This window comes from Streptomyces maremycinicus (assembly GCF_001184025.1).
Lineage (GTDB): Bacteria > Actinomycetota > Actinomycetes > Streptomycetales > Streptomycetaceae > Streptomyces > Streptomyces maremycinicus.
On record NZ_BBYG01000014.1, the window covers coordinates 142,552 to 156,269 of the forward strand.

Annotated in this window: 11 protein-coding genes; 5 read left to right on the plus strand and 6 right to left on the minus strand. The window is 72.7% G+C overall.

Annotated elements, in window-relative coordinates; all coding sequences use genetic code 11:
• The first annotated feature begins 24 nt into the window (after window positions 1–24).
• Window positions 25–588, plus strand: coding sequence for an NADPH-dependent FMN reductase (ssuE, locus tag AOQ37_RS18935; protein ID WP_062645741.1), 564 nt, complete (start codon window positions 25–27; stop codon window positions 586–588).
• 142 nt (window positions 589–730) lie between these two features.
• Window positions 731–1,420 carry an SDR family oxidoreductase gene (locus AOQ37_RS18940; protein WP_062645742.1) on the plus strand — a complete coding sequence of 230 codons (690 nt, stop codon included), beginning with the start codon at window positions 731–733 and terminating at the stop codon, window positions 1,418–1,420.
• On the opposite strand, the gene AOQ37_RS18945 is transcribed toward AOQ37_RS18940, so the two are convergent.
• From AOQ37_RS18945 to AOQ37_RS18960, 5 genes are all read right to left on the minus strand, one after another.
• Window positions 1,356–3,341, minus strand: coding sequence for an ATP-binding cassette domain-containing protein (locus AOQ37_RS18945; protein ID WP_234436948.1), 1,986 nt, complete (start codon window positions 3,339–3,341; stop codon window positions 1,356–1,358). The two genes, AOQ37_RS18940 and AOQ37_RS18945, sit on opposite strands and share 65 nt — an antisense overlap.
• Window positions 3,244–4,989, minus strand: coding sequence for an ATP-binding cassette domain-containing protein (locus tag AOQ37_RS18950; protein WP_234436949.1), 1,746 nt, complete (start codon window positions 4,987–4,989; stop codon window positions 3,244–3,246). Before AOQ37_RS18950 ends, AOQ37_RS18945 begins: the two co-directional genes overlap by 98 nt.
• Window positions 4,990–5,272: 283 nt before the next feature.
• Window positions 5,273–5,398: a SapB/AmfS family lanthipeptide gene (locus tag AOQ37_RS39920; RefSeq protein ID WP_020127262.1), complete on the minus strand. Its 126-nt coding sequence runs from the start codon at window positions 5,396–5,398 to the stop codon at window positions 5,273–5,275.
• 119 nt (window positions 5,399–5,517) lie between these two features.
• Window positions 5,518–8,163, minus strand: a complete 2,646-nt coding sequence (gene lanKC, locus AOQ37_RS18955) for a class III lanthionine synthetase LanKC (protein WP_063781164.1) — start codon at window positions 8,161–8,163, stop codon at window positions 5,518–5,520.
• Between the two features lie 368 nt (window positions 8,164–8,531).
• Entirely contained in the window at window positions 8,532–9,434 is a 903-nt protein-coding gene (locus tag AOQ37_RS18960) for an NAD-dependent protein deacetylase (RefSeq protein WP_062645745.1), read from the minus strand.
• 293 nt (window positions 9,435–9,727) lie between these two features.
• On the opposite strand from AOQ37_RS18960, the gene proP reads away from it, so the two are divergent.
• The 3 genes from proP to AOQ37_RS18975 all read left to right on the plus strand — a co-directional run bounded on the left by proP (window position 9,728) and on the right by AOQ37_RS18975 (window position 13,023).
• Window positions 9,728–11,086, plus strand: coding sequence for a glycine betaine/L-proline transporter ProP (proP, locus tag AOQ37_RS18965; protein ID WP_062645746.1), 1,359 nt, complete (start codon window positions 9,728–9,730; stop codon window positions 11,084–11,086).
• 200 nt (window positions 11,087–11,286) lie between these two features.
• Window positions 11,287–11,565 (plus strand): GlsB/YeaQ/YmgE family stress response membrane protein, encoded by a 279-nt coding sequence (locus AOQ37_RS18970; protein WP_062645747.1) that lies wholly within the window; start codon window positions 11,287–11,289, stop codon window positions 11,563–11,565.
• 357 nt (window positions 11,566–11,922) lie between these two features.
• Entirely contained in the window at window positions 11,923–13,023 is a 1,101-nt protein-coding gene (locus AOQ37_RS18975) for an AI-2E family transporter (RefSeq protein ID WP_062645748.1), read from the plus strand.
• A 24-nt stretch (window positions 13,024–13,047) separates the two neighbouring features.
• On the opposite strand, the gene AOQ37_RS18980 is transcribed toward AOQ37_RS18975, so the two are convergent.
• Window positions 13,048–13,539 carry a hemerythrin domain-containing protein gene (locus tag AOQ37_RS18980; protein WP_062646060.1) on the minus strand — a complete coding sequence of 164 codons (492 nt, stop codon included), beginning with the start codon at window positions 13,537–13,539 and terminating at the stop codon, window positions 13,048–13,050.
• Window positions 13,540–13,718: the final 179 nt, after the last annotated feature.

The following is a 13,718-nucleotide window of genomic DNA, read 5'->3' on the forward strand; positions in this document are numbered from 1 at the left end:
ATCCTCACCCCCGGAAGGTCCCGTATGGCTGCCATCCTGTCCGTCTCCGGAAGTCCCTCCCCCACCTCCCGCACCACCCGGCTGCTGCGCCATCTGGACGACCGGCTGCGGCGGCAGGGGCACGAGGTGACCCCGCTGGACGTCCGCACCCTGCCTCCGGAGGCGCTCCTCGGCGCGGACTTCGGGCATCCGGCGATCGTCGCCGCCGCGGATCTGTTCGCGCGGGCGGAGGGGGTGGTGATCGGCACGCCCGTGTACAAGGCCGCCTACTCGGGGCTGTTGAAGTCGCTGCTGGACCTGCTCCCGCAGTACGCGCTGACCGGGAAGACCGTGCTGCCGCTGGCCACCGGTGGCAGCACGGCCCACGTCCTCGCCATCGACTACGCCCTGCGCCCGGTCCTCAGCTCCATGGGGGCGGCGCACATCGTGCCCGGCTGGTTCACGCTCGACCGGGACATCTCCGACCTCGCCACGGACGTCGGCTCGTCGCCCCTCGCGCCCGCCGCCGCGCAGGCACTGGGCCTGGTCACGGACCAGTTCTCGGCCGCCCTGGGCGGACGCACGGACGCCCTCGCCGCCACGGGCTGAGGCTCCGGGTCCGGACCGCCGGACGGCGTGCCGTATCCGGGTCCGCCGTCTTCGACCGGGGGTGGGGCGCACCGCCCGGCCGGTCCCCGAACTCGCCCGTCCCACAAGGGATGTGGTGGTGATATCGGGTATGTATCAGGCTATGGGAGTTCATTTCATCACGGGTGCCGGTTCGGGTATCGGCGCGGCGGTGGCGACGCTGTTCACCGCGCGGGGACAGGAGTTGTGGCTGCTGGCCCGGGACGAGGCACGGGCGAGGGAACTGGGCGCCCGCTTCCCCCGGAGCCGCACTCTGGTGGCCGATCTGTCCGTGCCGGGTGCGTTACGGGCCCGACTGGAGGCGCAGGCGCTGCCCGCGCGGCTCGACTCGCTGCTGCATGTGGCCGGGGTGGTGGAGTCGGGCCGGGTGGGCGAGTTGAGCGCGGAGGTCTGGCAGGACACGCTCTCCGTGAACCTGATCGCCCCGGCGGAGCTGACGGGGTTGCTGCTGCCCGCCCTGCGCGAGGGCCGGGGACACGTCGTCTTCGTGAACTCGGGCGCGGGGGTGCACGCGCCTCCGCGCCTGAGCGCCTACGCGGCGTCGAAGTTCGGTCTGAAGGCGCTGGCCGAGTCCCTGAGGGCGGAGGAGTACGCGCACGGCGTCCGGGTGACCACGGTGTACCCCGGCGAGACGGACACCCCGATGCAGGTCCGATTGCACGAGCAGTTCGGTCTCCCCTACGCGCCGGAGGCCCATATGAGCCCGGCGTCCGTGGCGGCCGCCGTCGTCACGGCGCTGGATCTGCCACGGGACGCGACGATGAGCGATCTGATGCTGCGGCCGGGCTGCTGAGTCCGGCGTCCGCGCGGTGGCCCCGGGCGGGGGCGTTGTCGTCACCGGTGCCACCGGTCCGGGGACGACCCGTCCGGGGGCGGTCGTCACCGGGGCAGTCCTCGCCGGGGCGGTCGTCACCAGGGCGGTCGTCGCCGGTGGTTCCGGTTCGCCAATGGCCCATCAGGTCGGCGTAGAGCGGGGCTTCGGCCAGCAGTGTCCGGTGCGTGCCGACGCGTGGTCGGCCTCCGTCCATGAGCAGCACCCGGTCCGCGCGGTGGGCCGAGGCCATGCGGTGCGCGATGGTCACGACGGTTCCGGGCCGGCGGCGGAACGCTTTTGCCACCCGCCGTTCGGCCGCCGCGTCGAGGTGACCGGTCGCCTCGTCGAGGACGATCAGCCGGGCGGCGGAGAGGTAGGCCCGTGCCAGGGCCACGAGTTCGCGTTCACCGGAGGAGAGTCCGGCCGGATCGACCCGGCCGTCGGCGCCGCCCAGCCGCTCCACCAGAGCGCTCATGCCGAGTTCCGCCACCGCCTCGGCGAGGACGTCGTCGGGGGTGTCGGGGGCGAGGTAGCAGAGGTTCTCGCGCAGGGTGCCCGCGAACACGTAGGGGGTCTGCGGCAGCAGGACCCGGGCGGGTGCCAGGTCGTGCCGGGCGATCCGGTCGAGCGGCACCCCGCCGAGGACGACCTGCCCGCTCCGCGGCGGTCGCATGCCGGTCAGCACGTCGGCCAGCGTGGACTTCCCGATGCCGGACGGGCCGACGACGACGAGGTGGTCGCCGTCGGCGAGATCCAGGTCGACCCCGTCGAGCACGGGTTCGGCCCCCGGGCCGTAGGCGAAGGTGATTCCGCACAGCGCTGCCGAGCCGTCCGCGGGCCGCAGAGCGGGGTCGGGGTCGGGGAGGGGCTCCGGGTGTCGCGCGGCCTCGGCGAGACGCTCGGCCGCCACGGCCAGGCGCAGCCAGGAGGCGCCGAGCCCCTGCACCAGGAGCCTGATCGCCGGCTCCAGGGTGGCCAGGACGTAGGCGAGCACGCCCACGATCTCGCCGGGAGTCATGCCCTGGGCGATCAGGCTCGGCGCGGCCAGGACGACGAGCAGGAGGGGGCTGTGCGCGCCCAGCGCCACGATCAGACGGCGCAGCGCGGACACGGAGGCGAGCGCCCTCGACGTGCGCAGGTGGCACGACACCGTGTCGAGGACCTCCCGTTGAGCGTGCTCCTGGGCGCCGCACGCGACGACGTCCCGGAGTGCCCCGACGGTCTCCACGGTGCGGCCGGCCAGGGCCTCCTCGGCGTCGAACGCCTCACGCTGCCTGCGGACCGTCGCGGGGGCCAGCACGGCGAAGAGAGCGAGCGCCACGAGGAGCGGACCCACGACGAGGGGAACGGCGGCCGGGGCGACGACGGCGGTGCCCGTGACGACGGCGGCGGCCGTCAGGACGAACTGCCACAGGAGCATGAGCTGGCCGGCCAGCGCGTCCAGGACGGCCTCGACCTGCCGGGTGAGCCGGGCGACGGCGACGGCCGCGCAGTCGTCCTGCCCGGCGCCGGGCGTCACCGCGCGGCACAGGGTGCCCGTGACGACGTCGCGGAGCAGCCGGTCCCGCAGCGGCTCGACGATCTCGGCGAGCCAGGGGTAGGTCTGCCGGCCGGCCCAGGCACCACCGAGGGCGCAGAGGGCGAACAGGCCCAGTCCGAGGGCCGCCGTGCGGGGCCGGTCCATCAGGAAGCCCTGGTCGACGGCGAGGGCGAGGGCCTTGCCGGACGCGAGGGCGGGCGCGGCGGAGAGCAGCGTCCACCAGGTCAGCCGGAGGGCGGCGGCACGGTCGGCCGCGAGACTGTCACGGATCAGGCGCAGGGCCGTGCCGTTGGCCGCCGTGAGGGAGCGGGAGGCCCGGGGCGGGGTCGGGCGGAGCGGGCGGGCGGTGTGTTCCGTCATGCGGCGTCCCATGGGTGTCGTCCTCTCGTGGGCGGCCCGCCGCGTCCTCGGTGCCGCGGAAGATGCTGCGGTAGGCCGGTACACGCCACAGCTCGTGATGCGGGGCGAGGGCCCTGACACGTCCCTCGTGCAGCCAGGCCACGAGGTCGGCCCGGGCGGCCGTGGCCGTCCGGCGCGTCACGACCAGTCGGGTGCGGTCGCCGTGCGAGTCGTCCATGGCGCGCAGCACCGCGGCCTCGGTGCCGGAGTCCAGGCTCGACGTCGCGTCGTCCAGGACGAGCAGCCGGCCGTCGCGGGCCAGGGCGCGCGCGAGTCCCAGACGCTGGCGCTGCCCCCCGGAGAGCGGCGCGTCGCGGACGGGGGTGTGATAGCCGGCGGGCAGACGGCGGATGAAGGCATCGGCCTGCGCGGCCAGCGCGGCCGCGCGGACCCGGGCCTCCGGGACGGGATCCGCCGCGACGCGCAGGGCGTCGAGGACCGTGGCGCCGGTCAGTTCCGGGGCACCGAAGGCAAACGCGACGGCGGCGCGCAGGTCGGCGGGGCGGATCTCGTCCACGGGCACTCCGTCGAGCAGTACGGTGCCCCGCTCCGGACACAGGAGTCCGCCGGCCACCGCCGCCAGCAGGGAGGTGCCGGCGCCGGAGCGTCCCACGAGGGCGACGCAGTGCCCGGCGGGGAGGACGAGGTCCAGCCCGTCGAGCACCGTGCCGCCCGCTCTGCGGACGGTGATCGCGCGCAGTTCGACGCGTCCGGGTCCCGGCGGCAGGCCGCGCAGGCCCGGCGGCTGCCTGGGCACGGCGAGGACCTCGAGGACGCGCGAGCGCCCGGCGCGGGCCCGGGCGTGGTCCAGCAGGCTCTGCGCGGCGCCGAACCCGCCGAGTCCCAGCGTGACGTAGCCGAGCGCGGCGACGAGTCCTCCGGGGCCCAGCGTGCCGACGGACAGTTCGTACCCGGCGACGGCGATCACGGTGATCTGCGTCGCGGGGGCGAGCAGTCCGGTGGACCAGGCGACCCGGCGCTGGCTGTCCCACAGGGCACGGCCGTGGCGGGAGAGTTCCGGTACCGGTCCCAGGACGCGGGCGATCTCGCGTTCGACCGTTCCGGCGGCCGCGATGGTGCGGTGGCCGGCCAGGGCGTCCAGCAGCCGGGCGGCCACGGCAGCCTGCGCGCCCTGGTAGCCCTCGCCGCGTCGTACGGTGCGTCGCAGGTGGCGGCGCAGCAGCAGCCAGCCCAGGGGCGCCGTGATCGCGAAGGCGGCGGCCAGTTCCGGCGCGAGCAGTCCGAGGGCGAGCACGGAACCGGCCGCCATGGCGAGTTGGGCGACGGCGTAGACGGCCGCCTGGACGCCCAGTCCGGCCTCGGCGGCGCTCGCGGTGAGTCTGGCCACCAGCTCGCCGGTCGCCATCCGCCGGACGGGGTAGGGGCCGACGGCCACGATGTGCCGTGCGAGTGCGGCGCGCAGTCGCGCCGTCGCCTCGGCGGTGGCGCGCGGGCCCGCGTACTGCGCGAGGGTCTCGGCGGCCGTGAGCAGGCCGAGGACGGCGGCGAGCGGTCCCACGCCCGCGCCGGCGTCGCCGGACAGGGCGCGGTCGACTCCCGCGGCCAGAGCGGCCGGCAGTACCAGCGCGGCGGCCGAACTCGCCGCCACCGACAGAGCGAGGACGGTGGGCCACCACCACGGGGCCGGGGCTCGGGGCGATCCGGACCGCCGTGTTCGAGCGCCGTGTGCGAGGGGGTCGCAGGCCGTACGATCGGGAGCTCCGCTCCGCTGCTGTCGGTGGTCCTGTCCCATACGAAGACTCCTGCGGGAGGCGGGCGGGCGGTCCGCGGGGCGGCACGAGAACGCCGGCCCGGGCTGTCCCTCAGCCCGGGCCGGCTCTGTTCACCAGGTCATCCGAGGGTGGGGCGGTCGGACGGCCCGGGCGGTGCGACTACAGGCACAGCAGCGTGCTGACGGTGCTGTTGGTGCAGTTGACGGCGCTCAGGGAGCTGAGCACCGACAGGTACTCGGTGGTCTCCTCGGGGGTCTCCAGGGCCTGAAGGCTGAGGATGGACATGGTGTACTCCTGTCACTTCGGTTGGGTTTTCCCGGCGATCGCCGGAAACTCTGGGCTGCGACCGGGCAGGTCGCAGGGGGCGCCGCCTCCGTCGGGCGGCGGTCAGGACGCCTGGGACCTCAGGACACCCGGGACAGCGGGAGGGAGGCGGGCGACGCGCTTCCTCGACCACTCCAGAAGGGCAGCGCCGGGGTGTCGGCGAGGGCCGAGCCGAGCGCGAGGAGGACGCCGGCCGAGCCGGTGGCGAGATCCATCGACAGGCGCAGGAGTTGCTCGCCGGGGAAGGCCGCGTGCCCCTGGTACGGAACGAGATGCCAGACCAGGCGCCGGATGTGCCGTCGGATCACCGGTTCATGGAGCGGGGTGCCGTCCTGGAGCAGGTGCAGCAGGAGGATCAGGCCCGCCCGTCCGTTGAACAGGCCGGACTGGACGATGAACTCCGGTTCGGCGGCGCCGCGCATCTGCTCGAGGCTGCGTCGGCGCTCCGGGTCGGGGCGATGTCGCAGCAGGGCGTGGAGTGCGGCGGCGATGCCGGCGCTGCCCGACTCGAGGTACGGCAGGACCCGGCTGCCGTCGTCGACCTGGAGGGTGCCGTCGTCGCCCAGGACGCATCGGGCCAGGTCGAGGTCGAGGGCCTGTTCCGCGAGGTCCAGCAGACCGGCGTCACCGGTGCTGTCGTACAGGCTCAGGAAGAACAGTGCCGCGCCGGAGGGGCCGTGCAGCAGCCCTGGGCGACGGCCGTGGGCCGGGCCGGCCTTGCCGGACTCCGGTTTCAGTCGGGCGGCGAGGCGCTCGGCGACGTCGACCGCGACGGAGTGCAGGGAGGCGTCGGCTGTGGTGTCCGCGAAGTGCAGCAGGGTCAGTCCGATGCCGGGCAGGCCCCCGGCGAGATCGCTCCCCTGGGCGTCGAGCGGATCCTCGAGAAGCCGGTCGAGGAGGTTGTGGGCCTGCCGGGTCCGGCCGAGACGGTCCAGGGCGAAGGCCACTCCGTGCGCGCCGGTGTAGAGGCCGGGGCGACAGGGCTCGCGTGCGACGGCCTCCACGAGCCATTCGACGTGATCGGGCCGGACGGGCGCGCCGACGTTGTGCAGGGCCCAGAGCACGCCCGCCGCGCCGTAGGCGAGGCCGAGGCCGTCATGGGTGAACTGGCTGGGATCTCCGGGGAATAGACGGTCGGTGCGGTCCCGGGTGGCGCTGGCGTCGATCGCCGCCGCCAACGAGTCCCGCAGCGCGGGCCACTGCGCGCGGTCTCCGCTGAACAAGGTCGCCGGTGCGGCGAGTTCGGGCGGACCACCGGAGGGTGCGGGGCGTGGTGTGGGGGGGCGTGCGGCGGGTGGTGTGGGGGGTCGTGCGGCGGGTGGTGTGGGGGGTGGTGCCGGCGAGCGGCCCTCGGCCGGTCTGGCCGGCAGCCCGAAGCGTCTGGAGGCGACGTCCCTCAGCTCGTCCCGTTTCCCCGGGGCCAGTGACGTCAGCTGGAGGAGCGGCATGAAGATCCATAACCGGAGGGCTTCGAGCGCGTAGGTGTCGATCGCGAAGCCCTCGAGGTCGGCGGGTGCGGCGAAGCCGGCGGCGCCGAGCGCGGGTCTGACGAACTCGTCGACGGGCGAGGCGAGTTCGAAGTCCACGAAGCACACCCGTCCGTCCGGGCGAACGATCAGGTTGCGTGGATGGAGGTCCCCGAAGACGACACCGCGGGCGTGGATGGCGCGCAACCCTTCCTCGATGCCGGCGAGGACGGTCAGCGCCTCCTCCCGGTAGCGGTCGATCGTCTCCTGGTCCGGGTCGGGGCGGACCAGGGGGTAGCGCAGCCCGAACCATCTGTTCAAGGGCTCGCCGGGCACATACTCCTGGACCAGGAAGTGGTGCTCCCAAGCCCTGAGGTAGCCCAGCGCGGACGGTACGGCGGGCAGACCCTCCAGGCGCCGCAGGATGTCGTACTCTCTGCCGAGCCGCAGTACGGCGTCGTCACCGCGCTGGTCGAGTCCCGCGTCGGGTCGGGCCTCCTTGAGGACCACTTGATCGCCGCCCCGGGTGGGCCGCGCCGTGTAGATGCCTCCGCCGTTGGAGAAGTGCAGGGCCCGTTCCACCGTGTACGGGAAGTCCGCCGTGCTCGTCGCGGCCCGGTCGGCCAGGGCCTGGGCCAGGACCGCCGGTACGGGAGCCCAGTCGGGCACCTCGAACACCGCGCGCCGTACGTCCGGGCGGAGCCGGCCCGACGGTTCGCGCAGGGCAAGGACGAGTTCACCGGTCTCCGATCGGCAGAACTGCTCGGAGAATCCTCCGTAACGCAGGTACAACGGCCCGTTGCGCCAGCGCAGATCGCTGAGGATGTACGGTCCGCGCAAGCCGGCGAGGGCTTCGTCGAGGTCGGTGAGGCACCGCTCCAGCTCGGGCTCGTCGACCGGGTACAGCGTCATGAACTTGCCGCTCGATCCGCGCGAGGCGTACTTCGCGTTCTGGGTCTGCACCAGGGCCGGACTGCGCAGGAACTTGTAGGCCACCCGCCGCTCGACGCAGTACGCGCCGACGACGGAGAGTATGTGCTCCGCGTTGTCCAGACACGCGGACACGTGAATCTTCCAGCCCTGGTCGGGCAGTTCGACGTCGGCGGGCCTGCGGCCCACCCACACCTCTCTCGCGGAGGACAGCCAGCCGGCGGGTAAGGGCTCGCCCACCGCCGCGAACTCGTCCATGGCCGCCCATCGGACCGGCGAGTCGTAGAACACTTTGTCGGCGTACGAAAAGGCCTCGTAGCGCATATCCATAACGCTCCCCCTTCACGGTGACAAGCCATTCCCGGACGAATGCAGTACGGACGGTGTTCCCCGTCAACTTCCTTGCGGAGTGATAGGTTGAACGTTTTTCGTCCTGCGATGTGAAGGTAGGGCACGCCGGTCTCCGATCGGCAGAGCGCATTCCACGCGCACATCGGGGCGCGCGAAGCCCGGGCACCTCATGGGTGTGCCTTCAATTGCACCGCGCATATGCGTTCGGCCTGCCCCACGAGTAGATCCGGGTGTGCCCACTTCGCCGACGGACGGTGAGGTGATGGCGCGGTGCCCGTCCGCACGACGGCACCGGCAGCGCGCTCCGCGGCGGGAGCGCGCCCGCGACGCCCGGCGCCGTCACGGTCTCACGCAGGCGCCGCCCGGTCGTCGAGGAGGACACCCAGCCGGGCGGCCACCGCGGTGAGCGCCGCCCCCAGGGGGAGCTCGACCCGGGCCAGGGCGTGCCGGTCGCCCCGGGTCGGGTCGCGGTTGACGATCAGCACCGGCTTGCCCTCCTGGGCCGCCTGGCGGACGAACCGCAGGCCGGACATCACGGTCAGCGAGGAGCCCAGGACCAGCAGCGAGGCCGCCTCGCGGACCAGTGTGCGGCAGTGCTCGACGCGCGGCGGCGGCACGGACTCGCCGAAGAAGACCACGTCCGGTTTGAGGATCCCGCCGCAGACCGCGCAGGGCACCACGCGGAAGTCGCCGACCTGTTCGTCGGTGAGGTCGGCGTCGCCGTCCGGGTTGATCGCGGCGGCCACGGGCGCGAAGTCCTCGTTGGCCTCCGCCAGCCGTCGGGCGAGCTCGCGGCGCGGGCTGAAGGCACCGCAGGACAAGCAGACGACCCGGCCGAGGCTGCCGTGGAGTTCCACGACGTCCTCGCTGCCGGCGGCCTGGTGCAGGCCGTCGACGTTCTGGGTGATCACGCCCGCGAGCAGGCCGCGCCGCCCGAACGCGGCCACGGCCCGGTGCCCGGCGTTGGGGCGGGCCCGTCCGAAGGTCCGCCAGCCGAGGTGGCTGCGCGCCCAGTAGCGGCGCCGGGCATGGGCGTCGGCGGTGAAGTCCTGGTAGGTCATCGGGGTGTGCCGGCTCAGGCTCCCGCCCTCGCCCCGGTAGTCGGGGATGCCCGACTCCGTCGAGATACCGGCCCCACTGAGCACCAGCACGCCGCCGGCGCTCAGCGCGTCGACGACCTGTTCCGGATCGGTGGTGCCCGGCGGCAGGTCCTCGTCAGGGGTCCAGCTCAGAGTGGGGCGCATGCGCATGCCGCCAGCGTACGGAACGACCCCCGTCCGCGCCCGGGACCGGAACCCGTGCACCGCCTTCACCGGGCCTGCCGCCCCGTCACCCGGAGGCGAGATGGGTCACAACATGATCCCGGGGAGGGGCCGGCGGAGCGGCCCTAAGGGCCTGCCCACACGGCATTTACATGCAGCATGCATCGAAGTATGCACGGTCCGTGAGGGGGACATGTCCGCCTATCGTCGCCCTTTGGCCTGCCGCCGGCGCCGTCGAGCAGACCCGTCCCTGCCCCCGACGAAAGTAGGCGAGCGAAGCTTTGACAACCGCCACAGTCGCCTCTCCCCCGACACCCCTCCCGACCGCCCCGAAGAACGCCACCGTCACGGACCCGGCGCTCGTGAAACGCGCCGTGAAGGCCGCCGCGCTGGGCAACGCCATGGAATGGTTCGACTTCGGCGTCTACAGCTACATCGCGGTCACCCTGGGCAAGGTCTTCTTCCCCTCCGGGAACCCGACCGCCCAGCTGCTCTCCACCTTCGGCGCCTTCGCCGCCGCCTTCCTGGTCCGACCGCTCGGCGGCATGGTCTTCGGGCCGCTCGGCGACCGCGTCGGCCGTCAGAAGGTGCTGGCCGTCACCATGATCATGATGGCCGCGGGCACCTTCGCCATCGGCCTCATCCCGTCCTACGCGTCGATCGGCGTCGGAGCCCCGCTGCTCCTGCTGGCCGCCCGTCTGGTGCAGGGCTTCTCCACCGGCGGCGAGTACGCGGGCGCCTCCACCTTCATCGCCGAGTACGCGCCGGACAGGCGCCGCGGCTTCCTCGGCAGCTGGCTGGAGTTCGGCACGCTCGCCGGTTACATCGGCGGTGCCGGTCTCGTCACGGCCATGACCGCCCTGCTGTCCACGGAGGACCTGCTCGGCTGGGGCTGGCGGATCCCCTTCCTGATCGCGGGTCCGATGGGCATCATCGGCCTCTATCTGCGGATGCGGCTGGAGGAGACCCCGGCGTTCGCGGCCGAGATCGAGAAGGCCGAGTCGAACCGCCCGAAGGTGCCGCTGCGCGCGATGATCGTGGGCCAGTGGCGGGCGCTGCTGCTCTGCGTCGGCCTGGTGCTGGTCTTCAACGTCACCGACTACATGCTGCTGTCGTACATGCCGAGCTATCTGACCAGTGAGCTCCACTACGACGAGACGCACGGTCTGCTCGTCGTGCTCGGTGTGATGGCCGTGATGATGATCGTCCAGCCCTTCGCGGGCGCCCTGACGGACCGTGTGGGTCGCCGCCCGGTGATCGCCGCGGGCTGTGCGGGCTTCCTGTCGCTGTCCGTCCCGGCGCTGCTGCTGATCCGTCAGGGCAGTCTGGTCGCGGTCGCGCTCGGCATGGGCGCGCTGGGCCTGCTGCTGGTCTGCTTCACGGCGGCGATGCCCGCCGCGCTGCCCGCGCTGTTCCCGACGAAGGTCCGCTACGGCTCGCTGTCGATCGGCTTCAACGTCTCCGTGTCGATCTTCGGCGGCACCACCCCGCTGGTGGTGACGGCCCTCATCGGGGCGACCGGGAACATGATGATGCCCGCCTACTACATGATGGCCGCGGCCGTGGTCGGCGGTGTGGCGGTGTGGTTCATGACCGAGTCGGCCGGGCGCCCGCTGCCGGGCTCGGGGCCCTCGCTGTAGCGCCGAGGACGCCGGCCGGGGCGGGTCAAGTCCGTCCCGCACGGGCCTGTTTCGGCCACCGCGACGGGCCCGCCCTCCCGCACGCCGGAGCCGGGTGTCGGTTCTCGTTCCATCAACTATGCGCCACGGACGTTTGTTCAAAGGCGGACGGTGCACACGAGAAACAGACACTGTCTTCACACGACGAAGCGGAGAGAATCATGGGCATTATCGCGTGGATCGCCATCGGTCTGCTCGCCGGCGCCATCGCCAAGGCCTTGATGCCGGGCAAGGACCCGGGCGGCATCATCATCACCATGCTCATAGGCATCGCCGGCGGCCTGCTCGGCGGCTGGCTCGGAAAGGTGATCTTCGGCGTCGACTCCATCGACGGGTTCTTCGACCTGTCCACCTGGATCGCCGCGATCATCGGCTCGTTCATCCTCCTCGCCCTCTACCGCGTCGTCACCGGCAACCGGCGTTCGCACCGCCACGCGTAACCCGCCGCCGACTGTGTAGACGGCAAGGCATCCGGACGGCTCCCCTCCTGTACCCGGGACGGGAGCCGTCGGCGTGTCCGGCGCCACCCGCCTCCGACCTGCCGGACCCAGGCCCCCGCGTGAGGAGACCCCGGCTTCCGCAGGAGGAGACCCCGGCCTCCGCGAGAGGATGCGACGGCCTCCGCAGGAGGAGAACCCGGCCTCCGCGGGGGGGATGTGACGGCTTCAGCGGAAGGATGTGACGGCTTCCGGGGGGAGATGTGACGGCCCGACCGGCCTCCGGGGGACCTACCGGCCTTCGGGGGAACTTCGCGTCCCCGCCGCTCTGCGGCGGTCGGCGAGTGGTACGGGCATGAGATGTCCACACCCTCCGATCAGCCCGGCCCGCCGCCCGGCCGCAGCGGCGGCCCGGAGCCGCACGTACCGGCCCTGCTGCGGACGGCGGCCGCGTACGCGTGGCGGATCATCGCCGTCGGCGTGGTCGTCCGCGTCACCTTCTCCGTGCTCGGACAGTTCCACCGGATCGCCGTCGCCGTCTTCCTGGGGCTGGTCATGACCGCGGTGCTCCGCCCAGTGGCAGGCCTTCTCGCCCGCCTCGTGCCCCGGGCGCTCGCGGTCGCCGCCGCGCTCGTCGGCGGCGCCGTCCTGGTCCTCGGGGTGCTGGCCCTGGTGGGTGAGACCGCGGCGGGTCAGCGAAGCGGCCTGGAGCGGGAGTTCGTCACCGGAATCGACCGGATCGAACGTCAGCTGGAGGACGCTCCCTTCCGCCTTCCTCCGCACGCGTTCGACGATCTCCAGTCCCGGATCGGCAAGCTCCTGTCGAGCCACCGCGCCACCGTCATCAGTACGGCGCTCAGCGGCGCGAGCCGGCTGTTCGAGGTGCTGACCGTGCTCGCGCTGGCCGTGTTCTGCGCGGTGTTCTTCACCTACTCCGGCGACCGGCAGTGGCAGTGGCTGTGCGATCAGCTCCACGCCGGGGCACGGCGGAACGTCACGATCGCGGGCCGGGCCGCCTGGCGGACCTTCACCGGCTACACGCACGGCATCCTGCTGGTGGCCGCGACCAACGCGGTCCTCGTGGGGATCGCGCTGTTCGCTCTGGGGGTGCCGCTCGCGGTGCCCCTGGCCCTACTGGAGTTCCTGGCCGCGTTCATTCCCCTGATCGGCTCGCCCATCGCCCTGGCGATCGCGGCCGTCGTCGCGCTCGCCTCGCAGGGACCGGTCGTCGCCCTGCTGGTCGTGGCCCTGATCGTCGTCATCGGACAGATCGAGGGCCACGTCCTGCACCCGGTCGTGATGAGCTGGGCCGTCCGGCTGCACCCGGTGGTGGTCGCGCTGGCGGTCGTCGGCGGAGCGGTCGCGGCGGGCGTGATCGGCGCCGTGGTGGCCGTACCGCTGGTGGCCGTGGTGTGGTCCGTGTACCTGGCGCTGCGCGATCCCGTCGACAGCGCCGCGTAGGCGAGGGCGAGCCGGGGCGTCGGATCAGGAACGGACGATGCGGCGCACGTTGTCCACGGCGCCGCAGTCGGCCTTCAGCTGACGCTCCCTCTCCTCCAGGAACGCCTCGCCCAGCTCTTCCCGTCGCTCCATGGCGACGTTCTCGCGGGCACCGTTGAGGATCGTGCGCTCCTCCTCGTCGGTGTGGTGGGCGACGGCCTGCACGAGCTCTTCCAGCTTCTCGTCCCACTCCTCGGAGCCGACCTCGTCGACCTCCAGCAGGTCGAGGAGCGCCTTGTTGCCCTCCTCGTGCTCCTCCTCGCCGTGCTCCACCTCTTCGTCGTCGATCTTCTTGAAGCGCTTGAGGGCGGGGTACACCTTCGACTCCTCCGCCAGCGCGTGCGCGACCAGCAGATCGGCGAGCTCCCGCAGGGCGGCCGCTCGGTCGGCTTCGACGCTGCGCATCAGCCGGAAGAGATCCTCCATCCTGCGGTGATCCTGAAGGATGAGGGCGACGACGTCTCGGCTGTCGGGCACGTCAGGCATGTCAGGCATGGGCGCGGGTTTCACTTTCGTACGAGGACCCCGAGGCGGGGACCCTGAGGGGCGGGGATCCTGAGGCAGGAATCCCGGGACACAACCGAGTACCCCGGCCCGCCGCATTCATTGATCCCGACGAGAGGCCGCCGCACCGGAATACTGGGGATTGAACGCAT

Bases quoted from the DNA above. Each gene is read 5' to 3' on its own strand.
- AOQ37_RS18960 (WP_062645745.1), bottom strand. From the start codon at position 9,434: ATGCGCATGCGCCCCACTCTGAGCTGGACCCCTGACGAGGACCTGCCG.
- ssuE (WP_062645741.1), top strand. From the start codon at position 25: ATGGCTGCCATCCTGTCCGTCTCCGGAAGTCCCTCCCCCACCTCCCGC.
- lanKC (WP_063781164.1), bottom strand. From the start codon at position 8,163: ATGGATATGCGCTACGAGGCCTTTTCGTACGCCGACAAAGTGTTCTAC.
- AOQ37_RS39920 (WP_020127262.1), bottom strand. From the start codon at position 5,398: ATGTCCATCCTCAGCCTTCAGGCCCTGGAGACCCCCGAGGAGACCACC.
- AOQ37_RS18940 (WP_062645742.1), top strand. From the start codon at position 731: ATGGGAGTTCATTTCATCACGGGTGCCGGTTCGGGTATCGGCGCGGCG.
- AOQ37_RS18945 (WP_234436948.1), bottom strand. From the start codon at position 3,341: ATGACGGAACACACCGCCCGCCCGCTCCGCCCGACCCCGCCCCGGGCC.
- AOQ37_RS18975 (WP_062645748.1), top strand. From the start codon at position 11,923: ATGTCCACACCCTCCGATCAGCCCGGCCCGCCGCCCGGCCGCAGCGGC.
- AOQ37_RS18970 (WP_062645747.1), top strand. From the start codon at position 11,287: ATGGGCATTATCGCGTGGATCGCCATCGGTCTGCTCGCCGGCGCCATC.